Origin of the sequence: Dactylosporangium maewongense (assembly GCF_039531485.1) — a bacterium.
Lineage (GTDB): Bacteria > Actinomycetota > Actinomycetes > Mycobacteriales > Micromonosporaceae > Dactylosporangium > Dactylosporangium maewongense.
On record NZ_BAAAQD010000021.1, the window covers coordinates 99657 to 113714 of the forward strand.

General features: G+C 71.3%; 11 protein-coding genes. 10 read left to right on the forward strand and 1 reads right to left on the reverse strand.

Annotated elements, in window-relative coordinates:
- Window positions 1-211: 211 nt before the first annotated feature.
- Window positions 212-3031 carry a type I DNA topoisomerase gene (topA, locus tag ABD332_RS41145; RefSeq protein ID WP_344509095.1) on the forward strand — a complete coding sequence of 940 codons (2820 nt, stop codon included), beginning with the start codon at window positions 212-214 and terminating at the stop codon, window positions 3029-3031.
- A 1039-nt stretch (window positions 3032-4070) separates the two neighbouring features.
- Here topA and ABD332_RS41150 read toward each other — a convergent pair.
- Window positions 4071-5363 carry a D-arabinono-1,4-lactone oxidase gene (locus ABD332_RS41150; protein WP_344509096.1) on the reverse strand — a complete coding sequence of 431 codons (1293 nt, stop codon included), beginning with the start codon at window positions 5361-5363 and terminating at the stop codon, window positions 4071-4073.
- 225 nt (window positions 5364-5588) lie between these two features.
- Between ABD332_RS41150 and ABD332_RS41155 the strand changes: the two genes are divergently transcribed.
- The 9 genes from ABD332_RS41155 (at window position 5589) to ABD332_RS41195 (ending at window position 14054) form a co-directional block, all read left to right on the forward strand.
- Window positions 5589-6134 carry a TetR/AcrR family transcriptional regulator gene (locus ABD332_RS41155; RefSeq protein WP_344509097.1) on the forward strand — a complete coding sequence of 182 codons (546 nt, stop codon included), beginning with the start codon at window positions 5589-5591 and terminating at the stop codon, window positions 6132-6134.
- Between the two features lie 154 nt (window positions 6135-6288).
- Window positions 6289-7308: a Rossmann-like and DUF2520 domain-containing protein gene (locus ABD332_RS41160; RefSeq protein ID WP_425552376.1), complete on the forward strand. Its 1020-nt coding sequence runs from the start codon at window positions 6289-6291 to the stop codon at window positions 7306-7308.
- Window positions 7305-8117 carry a pantoate--beta-alanine ligase gene (gene panC, locus ABD332_RS41165; RefSeq protein WP_344509099.1) on the forward strand — a complete coding sequence of 271 codons (813 nt, stop codon included), beginning with the start codon at window positions 7305-7307 and terminating at the stop codon, window positions 8115-8117. Before ABD332_RS41160 ends, panC begins: the two co-directional genes overlap by 4 nt.
- Before the next feature lie 34 nt (window positions 8118-8151).
- A complete protein-coding gene (gene panD / locus ABD332_RS41170; RefSeq protein ID WP_344509101.1) occupies window positions 8152-8574 on the forward strand; it encodes an aspartate 1-decarboxylase in 423 nt (140 codons plus the stop codon).
- 18 nt (window positions 8575-8592) lie between these two features.
- Window positions 8593-9510 carry a septum formation family protein gene (locus ABD332_RS41175; protein WP_344509103.1) on the forward strand — a complete coding sequence of 306 codons (918 nt, stop codon included), beginning with the start codon at window positions 8593-8595 and terminating at the stop codon, window positions 9508-9510.
- Between the two features lie 98 nt (window positions 9511-9608).
- The gene (locus ABD332_RS41180) at window positions 9609-10520 is read left to right on the forward strand and encodes a septum formation family protein (protein ID WP_344509105.1); all 912 of its coding nucleotides are present in this window, start codon (window positions 9609-9611) and stop codon (window positions 10518-10520) included.
- 52 nt (window positions 10521-10572) lie between these two features.
- Window positions 10573-11463 (forward strand): septum formation family protein, encoded by an 891-nt coding sequence (locus ABD332_RS41185; protein ID WP_344509107.1) that lies wholly within the window; start codon window positions 10573-10575, stop codon window positions 11461-11463.
- 72 nt (window positions 11464-11535) lie between these two features.
- The gene (locus tag ABD332_RS41190; protein ID WP_344509109.1) at window positions 11536-12381 is read left to right on the forward strand and encodes a septum formation family protein; all 846 of its coding nucleotides are present in this window, start codon (window positions 11536-11538) and stop codon (window positions 12379-12381) included.
- Between the two features lie 47 nt (window positions 12382-12428).
- Window positions 12429-14054, forward strand: a complete 1626-nt coding sequence (locus ABD332_RS41195) for an L-aspartate oxidase (RefSeq protein ID WP_344509111.1) — start codon at window positions 12429-12431, stop codon at window positions 14052-14054.
- Window positions 14055-14058 lie beyond the last annotated feature (4 nt).

The window sequence follows — 14058 nt, forward strand, 5'->3', positions numbered from 1 at the left end:
CCGCCATCGGGGTCACCGCCGTACGACAAAGCGTGACAAATACGGCAGCCGATGCGACACGATCGCAAGATCGGGCAGGTAGCGCTTCTGCTTGGGTGTACCGTGGCGCCGATCGGCGTGTCGCGAGCCGACCGCCGGGTGCCGCATTGCGCAACTCGGCGCGAGAGCGCGCGTTACGTTTGACACATGTCCGTCCGCACCGGGGAGAGCTGTGCCGAACTCCGCCAACACGAAGCGGCTGGTGATCGTCGAGTCGCCGGCGAAGGCCAAGACGATTTCGGGCTACCTGGGCCCGAATTACGTCGTGGAGGCGAGCTTCGGCCACGTCCGTGACCTGCCTGTGGGCAAGAAAGACATGCCCGAGGACCTCAAGAGCAAGCCGTGGGCCTACCTGGGCGTCGACGTCGACAACGATTTCACCCCGGTCTATGTCATCTCGGCGGACCGGCGTAAGCAGATCACCCGGCTCAAGGAACTGCTGAAGTCGGCCAGCGAGGTCTACCTCGCCACAGATGAGGACCGCGAGGGCGAGGCCATCGCCTGGCACCTCTTCGAGACCTTGAAGCCGAAGGTCCCGGTCAAGCGGATGGTCTTCCACGAGATCACCCGGCCGGCGATCCAGGCCGCCGTCGCCAACCCGCGCGAGATCAACCGCGCGCTCGTCGACGCCCAGGAGGCCCGGCGCATCCTCGACCGCCTCTACGGCTACGACCTGTCCACCGTCCTGTGGAAGAAGGTCCAGGGCGGCCTGTCCGCCGGCCGCGTGCAGTCGGTCGCCACCCGGATCGTGGTCGAGCGCGAGCGGCAGCGGATGAAGTTCCGCTCCGCCGAATACTGGGACATCCTCGCCAAGCTCCTGCCCGACGGCGACACCCGCACGTTCAACGCGACGCTGCTCGCCATCGACGGCGACAGGGTCGCCACCGGCCGCGACTTCGACCCGGAGACCGGCAAGGTCCGGCCCAACGCCGGCGTCATCCACCTCGACGAGCAGGGCGCCCGCGGCCTCGCCGCCCGCCTGGAGGGCCGGCCGTTCACGGTCACCCGGGTCGAGGAGAAGCCGTACCGGCGCAAGCCCGCCGCGCCGTTCATCACCTCGACGCTGCAGCAGGAGGGCTCGCGCAAGCTGCGCCTGTCCAGCGCGCAGACCATGCGGATCGCGCAGCGGCTGTACGAGAACGGCTACATCACGTACATGCGAACCGACTCGGTGAACCTGTCCGAGGCCGCGATCGCCGCCGCCCGCAAGCAGATCCTCGACCTCTACGGCCCGAGCGCCGTCCCGCCGCAGCCGCGCCGCTACACCGGCAAGGTCAAGAACGCGCAGGAGGCGCACGAGGCGATCCGCCCCGCCGGCGACAGCTTCCGCACGCCCGGCGACGTGGCCAAGGAGCTCAGCGCCGAGGAGCTGCGCCTGTACGAGTTGATCTGGCAGCGCACCATCGCGTCGCAGATGACCGACGCGGTCGGCAACAGCACCTCCGTCCGGATCAACGCGACCACCCCCGCCGGCGAGTCGGTCGACTTCAGCACCACCGGCAAGACCATCACCGATCCCGGCTTCCTGCGCGTGTACGTGGAATCCTCCGACGACGAGAACGCGGAGGCCGAGGACGCCGAGCGGCGCCTGCCGGTGCTGGTCAAGGGCCAGACGCTGACCGAGAAGGGGCTGACCGCGACCGGGCACACCACCCAGCCGCCGGCCCGCTACACCGAAGCCTCGCTGGTCAAGGTGATGGAGGAGCTCGGCATCGGGCGCCCCTCCACGTACGCCTCGATCATGGAGACGATCAACAACCGCGGCTACGTGTTCAAGCGCGGCCAGGCACTGATCCCGTCGTTCCTGGCGTTCGCCGTGGTCGGGCTGCTGGAGAAGCACTTCCCGCGCCTGGTCGACTACGACTTCACCGCGTCGATGGAGAACGTCCTCGACGAGATCGCCAACGGCGACGAGAGTGCCGTGGACTTCCTGCGCCCCTTCTACTTCGGTGGAGACACGGGCGACGAAGGGTCGGTGCCCCGCCAAGGCGGGCTGAAGCGCATGGTCACCGAGCGCCTCGGCGAGATCGACGCCCGCGGGATCAACTCGATCCCCCTGTTCCGCGACGAGGCCAACCGCGACGTCGTCGTGCGCGTCGGGCGGTACGGGCCGTACCTGCAGCGCTTCCTCGCCGACCAGCCCGAGGGCGACGAAGGCGACCGCGCGACCGTGCCGGACGGGCTCGCCCCGGACGAGCTCACCCCCGAGAAGGTCGCGGAGCTGTTCGTCGGCGGCGCCAGCGGCGAGCGCAAGCTCGGCGAGCACCCCGAGACCGGCGAGCCGATCGTCCTCAAGTCGGGGCGCTACGGGCCGTACGTGTCGACCGGCGAGAAGAACTCCTCGCTGTTGTCCACCCAGTCGCCGGAGCACCTGACCCTCGAAGAGGCCCTGCAGCTGCTGACCCTGCCGCGGCTCGTCGGCAAGGACCCCGACGGCGTGGACATCATCGCCTCGCCCGGCCGGTACGGGCCGTACATCAAGCGCGGCACCGACACCCGTTCGCTGGAGAACGAGGGCCAGCTCTTCACGATCTCGCTCGACGCGGCCATGGTGCTGCTGCAGCAGCCGAAGACCCGCGGCCGCGCCGCTGCCAAGCCGCCGCTGCGCGAGATGGGCCCCGACCCGGCGACCGAGAAGCCGCTGGTCATCAAGGACGGCCGGTTCGGCCCGTACGTGACGGACGGCGAGCACAACGCGTCGCTGCGCCGCAACCAGACGGTCGAGTCACTCTCGGTGGACGAGGCGAGCGAGATGCTGGCCGAGAAGCGGGCGAAGGGCCCGGCGCCGAAGAAGCGCGCGGCGAAGAAGGCCACGAAGAGCGCCGAGGACGGTACGGCGGCTTCCGCTTCCACTTCCGCGAAGAAGACGGCGGCGAAGAAGACCACGGCGGCGAAGAAGACGACCACCGCGGCGAAGAAGGCAACCCCGGCCAAGAAGGCAGCCCCGCGGAAGGCCACCTCGGCGAAGAAGTCGACCCCGCCCGGAGAGTGATCAGCCAGCGTCGCCGACGCACAGCCACCAGTCCGGATACGCACGGTCGCCGCATCGACGCGATGGCGACCGTGCCGGCCTGGAGATCGCTGTCACGACGCGACAAGGCACTCGCTCGGTTACAGCCGGTGCCGAGCCCGGAGGCCGATTAGACCGGCGGTGTTACCGTCGATGTGACCGGCCAGGCGTCGGCGGGGCGAGGCGTTCTCAGGCGTCGAGCCGCGACCTGTGCAGGCATTGGCCAAACGGCCAGTCGGGTGCCGGTCGGGTGACGCGCCAGGTCGGGTGACGCGCCAGGTCGGGCGAGGCGCCAGGCGGCGGGGGTGTGCACCGCATCGCATTGCGTCGGGGTCCTGCGGGCTCCGCAGATCTCGTCGGTCCGGCAGCAGTGTGCCAGGTGAGCGGGGCGTAGCGCTTACCGTGGTGTGCCTGCCGCGTCGCCGAATGACAGCCGCGTGTCCGGCGAGCCGCGCTCGACGACCTGCGCGCCGACCTCGGCCGCCCGGCGTCTTGCTCACTGCGGTGTGCCTGCTGCACTGCGGTGTGCCTGCCGCGTCGCGGTGACGGCAGCCGCGTGTCCGGCGAGTCCGGCGGCCCGCCTTTCGGATCGCGTCGGGGTCTGCGAGGGCGCGCGGATCGCCGCAGGTGGGCGCGGTGGCGCGGGTCGTGCAGGCGTTGGTCGAACGGCCGGCTGGGCGTCGATCGCGGTGAAGGGGCAGGTGTCGAGGGCGTGGCCACCGCATCGCGCCCGTGGGTCGCGGGTCCCACAGGTCCGGTGGCGGCGCAGGTGCGGTGACGCGATCCGCGCAGGGGATCGCGTCCGTGGACACCAGGCCCGGTGGCGGTGTGGGTGACGCGATCCGTGCAGTGGATCAGTGGATCGCGCCCGTGGACGGCAGGTCCGGTGGCGGTGGCGGTGTGGGTGACGCGATCCGTGCAGGGGATCGGCGTCCGTGGACGGCAGGTCCGGTGGCAGTGTGGGTGACGCGCGATCCGTGCAGGGGTGGTGACCAGCTGGTCAGGCGCCGGTGGAATGGGGTCAGGCGCCGAGGACGCGGTCCGTGTAGGTGTTGGCGAACAGGCGGCCCGGGTCGAGCTTGTCGCGCAGTGCGGTGAAGTCGGTGAAGCGTGGGTAGGCCGCGGCCAGTGACTCTGCGTCGCGGAAGTTCATCTTTCCCCAGTGTGGGCGGCCGCCGAGGGGGGTGGTGACGGCCTCGAAGCGGCGGAAGTACTCCTCGAACGGGGCGCCGACGTACTGGTGGATGGCGATGTAGGCGTTGTCGCGGCCGTGGCCGTGGGAGAGCCAGATGTCGTCGGCGGCGGTGAAGCGGACCTCGACCGGGAACTGGATCTTGTACGGCAGGCCGGCGATCACCGAGCGGAGGCCGTCGAAGGCTTCGCGGAGGGCGGCGCGGGGCAGGCCGTACTCCATCTCGACGAAGCGGACCCGGCGGGGGGTGCAGAAGACCTCGTGCGAGGCGGCGGTGTACGTGCGTGCGGACAATGCCCGGGCCGACACACGGCTGATCGTGGGGACGGTCGAGGGCAGGGCCCGGCCGAGCCGGCACGCGCCGCCGAAGACGGTGTTGGACAGGAAGTCGTCGTCGAGCCAGCGGCGCCAGCCCGCGAGGGGGTGGTCGGAGGCGGGCACGATGTTGTTGCGCTTCATCTGGACCCGGTCGGTGTAGGGGAACCAGTAGAACTCGAAGTGGTCGTTCGAGGCGATGTGGGTCTCCAGGCCCGACCACACGTCGGACAGCGGCGCCGGGCGCTCGTCGGCCTGCAGGATGAAGGCCGGCACGCATCGCAGGGTCACCTCGGTGAGCACGCCCAGGGCGCCGATGTTGACCCGGGCGGCGGCGAACAGGTCCGGTTGGGTGGACGCCGAGCAGCGCACGACCGCACCGTCGGCGGTGACCAGCTCGAGGGCCTCGATGAATGTCGAAAGGCACCCATATGCGGCGCCTGTCCCGTGTGTACCGGTGGACAGCGCCCCCGAGATGGTCTGCGCGTCGATGTCGCCGAGGTTGGGCATGGCCAGGCCGTGCGCGGCGAGCGTGGCGTTGAGGGTCGCGAGTTTCATGCCGGCCTGGACGGTGACGAGGTTGCCCTCGACCCGGACGAGTGACGCCATCTGGTCGAGCTCGATCCGCACGCCGTCCGTCAGAGCGGTGGGTGTGAAGGAGTGCCCGGAGCCGACGGCCTTGACCCGGAGCCCCTCGTCCGCCGCGGCGCGGAGCACAACGGCCAGCTCAGCGGTGGTCGACGGGTGTGCGACACGCGTCGCCCGCGCGGTCTGGTTGCCGGCCCAGTTGGCCCACGGAGAAGTCACGAAACCTGAGTACCCTTCACGTATGCCCGCCGTCAATGACCCGTTGAACCACAAGAGTGAAATGGGCTATCCGCCGATCCCGCCCGCTCGTTGACGTGAGTAGGTTTCAGAGGGACGAGCTTGAGGGGGGACTGCCGGGTGGCGACGCAGACAGTGGCCAGTGCCGGGACGAAGCCACTGCGCCGGGTTCCGGTGCAGGGGCGCAGTGTGGCGAGGGTCGGGCGGATGCTCGACGCGTGCGCCGAGCTCGTCGACGAGGTTGGCTACGACGGGTTGACCACGACGCTGCTCGCGGAGCGGGCGGGGGTGGCGATCGGCTCGGTCTACCAGTTCTTCCCGGACAAGCGCGCGATCGTGCAGGCGCTCACGCTGCGCAGCTTGGAGGGCTACCTGGAGCGCCTCGGCGCCCGGCTGGCCGACGAGGACATCTCGCACTGGTGGGACGCGGTCGACGCGGCCATCGACGAGTACATCGACATGCACCGGACGGTGCCGGGCTTCCGGACGCTGCACTTCGGTGACGTCGTGGACATCCACCTGCTCGACGACGAGCGGGACAACAACGACGTCATCGTGTCGCAGCTCGCGGCGCTGCTCATCGGCCGGTTCGGCATCGTGGACGCCGAGCGGCTCCAGTTCGTGCTGGCGATCGCGGTCGAGGCCGCCGACGCGCTGATCAAGATGGCGTTCCGGCGCTCGCCGGACGGCGACCGCGCGGTGCTCGGCGAGGCCAAGGCCCTGATCAAGGACTACCTGCACCACCGCCTCTGACGACGTCGTTCGGACCCTTTATCGGCTGCTCGCGAGGCCGGTAAAGGGTCTGAAACCTCGTGTTGACAATCCCACACGTCCTGTCCGCTTTGCCCCGCACGACGCATACTCGTGGTCGACCGGTACCCCACTTTCGAGGACTGGATCCACCGCGATGAACAGTGCTCTGAACAGCCAAAAGAGCAGCCAGAAGAGCAGCCGGAGCATCGGCATCATCGGTGCCGGGCGGGTCGGCGCGGTGCTCGGCGCCGCGTTCGTGAACGCCGGCCACCAGGTGGTCGCCGCGGTCGGTGTCTCGACCGCCTCCAAGGCCCGCGCGGAGCAGCTGCTCCCGGGCGTCGCGCTCCTCCCCGCCGACCAGGTCGCCGCCTCCGCGGACCTCGTGCTGCTGGCGGTCCCCGACGACGTGCTCGCCGGCCTGGTGCACGGGCTGGTCGAGACCGGCGCGCTGCGCGCGGGGCAGATCGTCGCGCACACCTCCGGCGCCCACGGCCTCGACGTCCTCGCGCCTGTCACGGCAGCCGGCGCGCGCCCCTTGGCGCTGCACCCGGCGATGACGTTCACCGGCACCGCCGTCGACCTGAGCCGGCTCGCCGCCGGTGTCTCGTTCGGCGTCACCGCCCCCGACGACCTGCGTGACCTCGCCGCCTCCCTGGTCGCCGACCTCGGCGGTCAGGTCGAGTGGATCGAGGAGGAGCGGCGGCCGCTGTACCACGCTGCCCTGGCCCACGGCGCCAACCACCTCGCCACCCTCGTCAACGAGGCACTCGACCGGCTGCGCGACGCCGGCGTCCAGCACCCGGAGCAGGTCCTCGCCCCGCTGCTCGGCGCCGCGCTGGACAACTCGCTGCGCCTCGGCGACGCCGCCATCACCGGCCCGGTGTCCCGCGGCGACGCCGGCACGGTCGCCAAGCACCTCAGGGCGCTCGACGCGGTCGCCCCGGAGTCGGTGCCGCCCTACCTGGCGCTCGCCCGGCGCACCGCCGACCGGGTCATCGCCGCCGGCCGGCTCCGCCCGATGGACGCCGAGCCGCTGCTCGACGTGCTCAGCGGCTCCGGGCATAAGGGCGGCGACTCCGGACAGAAGGAGGGCTCAGCGCAGAAGCAGGTGCCGGTGGTCGCCGCGCAGCGCGGCGGCCGCCGGAAGGCCAAGGGCACCGGAGGTAAGCCATGATCGTCGCCGAGACCCGCGAGCAGCTCGCCGTCGCGCGGGCGGGAGCGCGCGGCGCCGTCGCTGTCGTCATGACCATGGGTGCGCTGCACGAGGGGCACGCCGAGCTCCTGCGTGCCGCACGCGCCGAAGCGGACACGGTCCTGCTCACGATCTTCGTCAATCCGCTGCAGTTCGCGCCGGGTGAGGACTTCGAGCGCTACCCGCGCACCGTGGAGGCCGATCTGGCGATCGCGGAGCGGGCCGGTGTGGACATCGCGTTCACGCCGACGCCGGAGATCATGTACCCGCAGGGTGAGCCCGCGGTCCGGGTCGACCCCGGGCCCGCCGGCAACGAACTCGAGGGCGCCAGCCGGCCGGGGTTCTTCCACGGCGTGCTGACGGTGGTCAACAAACTGTTCCAGCTGACCCGCCCCGACGTCGCGTACTTCGGGGAGAAGGACTACCAGCAGCTCGGCATGATCCGGGCGATGGTCCGCGACTTCGACCTGCCGATCGTGGTGCGGGGTGTGCCGACGGTGCGGGAGCCCGACGGTCTCGCGCTGTCCAGCCGCAACCGCTACCTCGCCCCGGCGGAGCGGCAGGCGGCGCTGGTGCTGTCCAGGGCGCTCACGAAGGCGGCGCGCAGCGAGGACCCCGTCGCCGTGGGGATCGCCGAGTTCGCGACGGAGCCCGAGGTCAAGCTCGACTACTTCGTCCTGACCGACCCGATGCTGGGCCCGGCACCCGCGCACGGCGCCGGCCGGCTGCTGACCGCGGCCTGGGTCGGCGGCACCCGCCTGATCGACAACATCGCGGTGGACCTGCCGTGATCCGTACCAGAGGCGACAAAGCAGTGGAGATGCCGTGATCCGTACGATGCTCAAGTCCAAGATCCACCGGGCGACGGTGACACAGGCCGATCTGCACTATGTCGGTTCGGTAACGGTCGACGAGGATCTGATGGACGCCGCGGACCTGCTCGCCGGCGAACAGGTCGCGATCGTGGACGTCACCAACGGGGCGCGGCTGGAGACCTACGTGATCGCCGGGCCCCGCGGCAGCGGCGTCATCGGGATCAACGGCGCCGCTGCGCACCTGGTCCACCCGGGTGACCTCGTCATCCTGATCTCCTACGCGCAGCTCGACGACGCCACCGCCAGGACGTACCAACCGCGGATCGTCCACGTCGACGCCACCAACGGAATCATCGAACTCGGTCACGATCCCGCGGACGCCATACCGGGTATGGTGGGCGAGCCTGTGAGGGGAGACCTTCTCCGGGCGTAAGCACCTGGGGAGGTGGCGGTGCGGCGCGCGGTCGTGCTGGTCGTGGCGGTGGCGACACTGCTGAGTGCCTGCGCGCGACCGACCCCGGCCGGCACCGACAAGGACCTGGTCAACGGCTGGCCGATGCTGCCGGCCGCCGTGCTGCAGCAGCCCACCGCGCCGGCGTGTTACGCGCTGCCGGCGGGCACCGCGAGCGCCGCCGTCACGAGCTGGCCGGCGCCGGTCGGCTGCACCGAGCCGCACGAGGTCGAGCTGATCTCGGTGGGCCGGTTCGCCGGTGCGGACGCCGAGCGGGCCACCCCGCCGAACGTCGGGAGCCCGGCCATGCGCGACGCGTACCGACGCTGCGCCGACGACGCGAAGACACTCCTGGGCGCGGACTGGCGCACCGGCCGGGTGTCGCTGAGCGTGGACGTGCCGAAGCCGTCGCTGTGGGACGCCGGGGCGCGCTGGTTCCGCTGCGACCTGCAGGCGCTCCAGGACATCGACCGCTTCAGCGTCGCGACCCGCACCGCGTCGCTGCGCGGCACGCTGCGCCCCGACGGCGGGGAGCTGCGCATCGGGTGTGTGAAGGTCACCACCAAGGCGGGCGGCGCCGCCGGCGACATCGACCGGATCTTCCCCGCCTCGTGCACGACCCCGCACGAGGGCGAGTTCGCCGGCCTCTACGAGCCCCCGGACGGTGAATACCCGGCCGACAGCGAGGCCCGCAGCAACGCCAACCTCGCCGGCTGCCGCCCCGTTGTGGCGGGCTTCACCGGCGTGCCGGACGACGTGAACTTCCGCTCCCGCACCGGTCTCGTAATGTGGCCCTATGACAAGGCGGCCTGGGAGCTCGGCAACCGCGGGGTGCGCTGTTTCGTGTGGCCGCCGAAGCCGGTGACGACGTCGTTGCGGGGCGCGGGTACAAAGGGTCTACCGATCACAATCGCGTAGATGCTGTCCTAGATCTGGCAGTTGGGCCGGGTTGCCAACCACATTGATCATTGGCACACTGCACCCGCGCTGTGTGCGCCGGGGGAGGGGTTGGAATCATGGTGCGTTTTCGACGGCTCGCCATGGCGGTGGCACCGGTCGCCGCCGTCGTGATGCTGGCGGGCTGCTCGACGCCCGCGGGTGTCGACAAGAACCTCGTCGACGAATGGGCCATGCTCGCCGCACCCAAGGTTCCCTCGCCGCCGGTCGGTGCGTGCTACGACACCACCGTGCCGTACTTCGAGACGGACACCCTCACGGTCTTCTCCTTCACGGCCGTGGCCTCCTGCACGACCGCGCACATCAGCGAGACGTTCTTCGTCGGCGAGCTCAGCGGCACCGCGGCCAGCGCGTCGTCGCCGCCGAAGGGCGCGGACCTCAAGGACGCCTGGGCGAAGTGCAACACCGAGGCGCAGACCTTCCTCGGCGGCGACTACCATGACGCCCGCCTCGAGCTGATCGTGCTGCCCCCGTCGACGACGCAGTGGAGCGGCGGCGGGCGCTACTTCCGCTGTGACCTCGCCGAGGTGCAGAGCGACGCCGGCAAGCCGATCAGCCGCACGAGCAGCCTCAAGGGCAACCTCACCGGCGACAAGCCGATCGCGCTGACCTGCGCCCAGGAGATCTACGAGGCCGACGGCAAGACCTGGGACGACTACGAGCCGAGGGCGTGCACGCAGACGCACAACATGGAGTACGTCGGCACGTACCTGGCCGGCGAGCGGGCCTTCCCGAAGAACGCCGACGAGCGGCGCGCCGCGATGCGGACCGGCTGCGAGGCGCTCGGCGCCAAGTTCCTCGGCATGACGCAGCAGATGCTGGACAACCACCAGGAGGTCGGCATCGGCTTCTGGATGGTCGACGAGGAGAACTGGCTGCGCGGCAACCGCACCGCCCGGTGCTACGCGATGCTCTACGGCACCAAGAGCACGATCCGCTCCCTCAAGGGCCTCGGTCAGAGCAAGATTTGATCCCCTCTGCGAGACTGTGGGGCCCGTGCTACGAGGTGAGGGAGTTCTGCCGATGAAGCGGTGGACCGCCGGGCTGTCAGCGGCGCTGGTGCTGTTCGCCGCGGGCTGCGGCAATCCGGCGGGCACGGACGGCGACCTCGTCAACGGCTGGACCGCCCTCGCGGCGCCGAGCGTGCCCAAGCCCTCCGCCGGTGAGTGCTGGACCTTCTCGGGTGACGCCGACAAGCTCGCCGTCGGACCCGACCTGGTCGAGGTCGAGTGCACCGCGTCGCACGCCAGCGAGACGTTCAAGGTCAGCGAGTTCACCGGCGCCATCGCGCAGAAGTCGACGGTGCCGGCCGACGCCGACCTGATCGACGCGTTCACCGCCTGCCAGGCCGAGGCCATCAACTTCCTCGGCGCCGACTGGCACGACGGCCGGCTGATGCTGCGGGTGCTGCCGCCGTCGTCGAAGCAGTGGACCGGTCAGGCGCGCCACTACCGGTGCGACCTGATCGAGGTCTCCGACGACACGTACACGATCGCGCCGCGCACGACGAGCCTCAAGGACACCCTGCGGGGCTCCAAGCCGGCCCTGCTCCGCTGCGTCAAGGTCGCGACCGACAGCAAGGGTGGCATCGAGGACTTCATCCCGGTCCAGTGCGACACGCTGCACAACGGTGAGTACACGGGCACCTTCTACGCGCCGGACGCGCGGCCGTATCCGAGCGACGCCGCGGCCCGCCGTTCGCTGCTGCAGCCCGGCTGCAAGACGATCGTGGCGCGCTACCTGGGGCTCACCGACGCCGAGTACGACCTCAACAAGCAGATCTCGTTCGCCTGGTCGACCGCGACGCCGACCCGGTGGGGCTACGGCGACCGCACCGCCCGCTGCTACCTGATGCTGGATGGCAACCTCTCGGTCAGCCGCTCCCTGCTGGCGAACGGTAACCGCCCGGTCTAGGAGCGAGCCGGTGACGTCCCGGTCCAAGACGGGTCGTGACGTTACCGGCCGGTAATGGCACACTGCTTCCTCATGAGGCGGGTCATCTTCATCGTCGTCGTGCTCGCGCTCGCCGGGGGCGGCGCCTACTGGCTGCTGCGCGACGGCGACCGGAAGATCCCCAAGAACCCACCCGCCGCCGCGCCGCAGGCCGGCTCCTGCTGGTCGGTCGACGCGGCCGGCGCGAAGGCCGCCTTCCCGTGGGCCGGCGGCCCCGTCGACTGCGCCGCCGCCCACACCGCCGAGGTGTTCCACGTCGGCCAGGCCACCGAGGACCTGCTGCACCGCCTCGACAAGGCCAAGGGCCAGGACGTCGCGATCGCCCAGAACCTCCTGTACGCCCAGGCCCGCCGCGCCTGCGTCGTGCAGGGCACCGCGTTCCTCGGCGGCAACTGGCACGAGTCGAAGGTCCAGATCCTCGCCTCGTGGATCACGCCGGCCAAGGACGGCTTCTTCGGCTGCGCGGTCGCCCCCGTGACCGGCCCGGCCGGCGACGAGTTCGCGACCCGCGAGGGGAGCCTGGCCAAGGCCGGGCCGAGCCTGCCGATCGAGTGCATCTCCGCGCTGAAGTACGTCGGCTGCGCCGGCCCGCACGACGGCGAGTACTCCGGCAGCTACTCGATCGCCCCGATGGACGCGCCGTTCGACGAGACCGCGGTGCGCAACGCGTCGGCGAAGGGCTGCACGAGCGTCGGGCTGCGGTACCTCGGCCTGGCGGAGACCGCTGACCGGGCCGACCTGTCCGCCGCCGCCGTCGGGCCCAAGACCGGCTCCGCCTGGCTCGGCAGCGACCAGACCTTCGCGTGTTACCTGATGAGCGCGCGCCCGCTGAAGGGAACCATCCAGAAACTGGGCACGGGCCCTTTGCCGTTCGCGTGATTCTCGGCACGGCGCGGAATGCCTGGTTGTGATGTTTGACTGGAGTGATGGAGCTGCCCGTACTACCGCGCCGACTCGCCGGGCCCCAGCCGGGGTGGGCCGAGCCGACCGACGTCGTCGTGATCGGCTCCGGCGTCGCCGGGCTGACCGCCGCCCTGCACCTGCGCGAGGCCGGCCTGCACGTCACCGTCGTCACGAAGGTCAACATCGATGACGGCTCGACCCGCTGGGCCCAGGGCGGCATCGCCGCGGTCCTCGACCCGCTCGACACGCCCGAGGCGCACGCCCAGGACACCCTCGTCGCCGGCGTCGGGCTGTGCGACACCGCCGCCGTCGACGTGCTGGTCCGGGAGGGGCCGACCCGCGTCCGTGAGCTGATCCGCTGGGGTGCCGAGTTCGACCGCAACAACGACGGCTCCCTCATGCTGACCCGCGAGGGCGGCCACCACGCCAACCGGATCATCCACGCGGGCGGCGACGCGACCGGCGCGGAGGTGCAGCGGGCCCTGCACGCCGCCGTCCACCGCGACCCGTGGATCCGCCTCATCGAGCACGCCCTCGTCCTCGACCTGCTCACCGACGCCGCCGGCCGGGCCTGCGGGGTCACCCTGCACGTCCTCGGCGAAGGCGCGGAGGACGGCGTCGGCGCGGTCCTCGCCCGGGCCGTCGTGCTCGCCACCGGCGGCATGGGCCAGATCTACTCCGCCACCACCAACCCGATCGTCTCCACCGGCGACGGGGTCGCGCTCGCCCTGCGCGCCGGGGCCGCCGTCACCGACATCGAGTTCGTCCAGTTCCACCCGACCGCGCTCGCGCTCAACAACCGCGACTCCCAGCAGCCGCTGGTCAGCGAGGCGCTGCGCGGCGAGGGCGCGTACCTGCGCGACGGCGACGGCAACCGCTTCATGGTCGGCCGCCACGAGCTCGCGGAGCTCGCCCCGCGCGACGTCGTGGCCAAGGGCATCTACCGGGTCATGCGCGCCGAGGGCACGAACAACGTCTGGCTCGACGCCCGCCACCTCGGCCGGGACTTCCTCGAGGGCCGGTTCCCGACGATCGTGGCGTCCTGCCGGGCGGCCGGCGTCGACCCCGCCGCGGACCTCATCCCGGTGTCCCCGGCCGCGCACTACGCCTCCGGCGGCGTCCGCACCGACCTGCACGGCCGCACGTCGATCCCGGGCCTCTACGCGTGCGGTGAGGTCGCCTGTACCGGTGTGCACGGCGCCAACCGGCTGGCCTCCAACTCACTGCTGGAGGGGCTGGTCTTCTCCCGCCGGATCGCCGAGGACATCGCCCGCGACCTGCCCGCGCAGACCGACCCCGTGGCCGGCGACCTGCCGGCGTGGACCGCCGACCCCGGGCTGCGCGGCCCGCTGCAGGCGGCCATGTCGGCGCACGCCTCGGTGCTGCGCAGCGCCGAGTCGCTCGACCAGGCGGCGCAGGCGATCGCCAAGCTGGCCCTGGACCGCGCCGCGCCCGGCCTCGCCGGCTGGGAGGCCACCAACCTGCTCACCGTCGCGGCCGCCCTCGTCGGCGCCGCCGACCAGCGGCAGGAGACCCGCGGCTGCCACTGGCGCGAGGACTTCCCCGACGCCAGCGACGTGTTCCGCGGCCACTTCCTCGCCGGCCTGTCCGACACCGGCGCCCTGACCGAGACGTGGGAGGACGCGTGACGCC

Excerpts from the sequence above, each read along its gene's own strand:
- ABD332_RS41155 (WP_344509097.1), top strand. The coding sequence starts at position 5,589 with ATGCTCGACGCGTGCGCCGAGCTCGTCGACGAGGTTGGCTACGACGGG.
- ABD332_RS41160 (WP_425552376.1), top strand. The coding sequence starts at position 6,289 with ATGAACAGTGCTCTGAACAGCCAAAAGAGCAGCCAGAAGAGCAGCCGG.
- panC (WP_344509099.1), top strand. The coding sequence starts at position 7,305 with ATGATCGTCGCCGAGACCCGCGAGCAGCTCGCCGTCGCGCGGGCGGGA.
- ABD332_RS41180 (WP_344509105.1), top strand. The coding sequence starts at position 9,609 with ATGGTGCGTTTTCGACGGCTCGCCATGGCGGTGGCACCGGTCGCCGCC.
- ABD332_RS41185 (WP_344509107.1), top strand. The coding sequence starts at position 10,573 with ATGAAGCGGTGGACCGCCGGGCTGTCAGCGGCGCTGGTGCTGTTCGCC.
- ABD332_RS41190 (WP_344509109.1), top strand. The coding sequence starts at position 11,536 with ATGAGGCGGGTCATCTTCATCGTCGTCGTGCTCGCGCTCGCCGGGGGC.
- ABD332_RS41195 (WP_344509111.1), top strand. The coding sequence starts at position 12,429 with ATGGAGCTGCCCGTACTACCGCGCCGACTCGCCGGGCCCCAGCCGGGG.